Here is a 1,364-nt window from a genome sequence, read left to right as displayed (position 1 = left end):
ATAGATGTTAATCCTTCTGGAGGATTATTTATATATTTTTTGCGTAATTCCTCAATGTTAGATTTCATGACAGTGTCCCTCCTTCAGGAGGATTATAACACAGATAATAGAAAAAAGAATTATGCAGAAGAACGCTTTCCACGAGATTTGGACATGGCTTTCTCGTAAAGTTCTTCAAGGGATACGCGTTGATGATTGTAATAGAGTTCCAGAAACTCCATCTGATGGCTGCATTCAGAACACAGCAAAGGATCGTAACCAAAGGAAGAAAGGATAGCTGTTCGCCATTGGTTAAAGCTTCGATAGAAGTGATGCTTTGATTTATGTATTGTTCTGTGAAGTTTTGAATCTATTGACCGATGTCTTGCGTAGAGACCGCCATATCGAATCATTTTGAAGTGTTTTTCTGGTATGTGGCGGATAAGCCGTTTGATGAAGTCCATGGCAGGTATAGTTTCTACCACATATTTTTCGTCTTCATGCCGGTTGTAATGAAAGGTAACGAGTTCACCATCGTATTTATCAATTCTGGAAGTGGCAATAACAGGACGTCCGAGATAACGACCGATATATTTGATTACATTTTTAGGATCACATTTGTTAGGTTTTGCATAGACATAGAAACCACTCTTATGATTGGAATAGCACTTTGCTTTTATCTTTTTAAAAGAAGACCCTAAGCAGGATTCTAATTCATTAAGCAATGCAGTGCGGAATGCATTACGAAGATAAGTGTAGTTGAAATGTTTGACATTACGCCAGAATCCGTCATCACTGTATCCACCTTCGGAGATCAGGCAGTGGATGTGAGGATTCCATTTAAGATCACGGCCAAATGTATGTAAAACCATAAGGAACCCGGGGGTAAAATTTTTAGACTTATTCAATTTGAAAAACATCCGGGAAACAACACTGGTAACAGAATGAAAAAGACAGTTAAGAAGAGAACGGTCTTTGAGAAAGAAATCTCGAAGGTTTTCATCAATAGTGAAAACGCAGTGGCGATGTTGAACGTTAATCAGTTTGAAGGACATACTGGTAGAGCGTTCCATGGAATATTTGTTCCCGCAAGTAGGACAAAACCGGCTGTGACATCGGAAAGGTACAAATTTAAGATTTCCACAATGAGGGCAGCCGTACATGGCACCGCCGAAAGCGGGATTGCCACAGTTAATCATCTTATCGATATTTTCCATCTCAGAATTTCTGGGATGAAGAGTATATTTAATTTCTTCATAATAGTCGGTAAAAATCTTTTGAAGTATATTCATAAAACTATTATGAAGGAAAATGGAAGAAAAAGAAAGCCCTAACCCCTCATGATTGAGGGGCAGGGGAGTTGACGTGTCGAAGACACTTTTTTA

At 38.6% G+C, this 1,364-nt stretch carries 1 protein-coding gene; it reads right to left on the bottom strand.

Annotated features, from left to right (window positions below; all coding sequences use genetic code 11):
• Window positions 1-119: 119 nt before the first annotated feature.
• Complete coding sequence (locus tag LG34_RS16180) at window positions 120-1,271, bottom strand: IS91 family transposase (protein ID WP_109216993.1); 1,152 nt, start codon at window positions 1,269-1,271, stop codon at window positions 120-122.
• Window positions 1,272-1,364 lie beyond the last annotated feature (93 nt).

Source organism: Eubacterium ramulus (assembly GCF_003122485.1).
GTDB lineage: Bacteria > Bacillota > Clostridia > Lachnospirales > Lachnospiraceae > Eubacterium_I > Eubacterium_I ramulus_A.
This window is presented reverse-complemented; position numbering and strand designations above follow the sequence as displayed.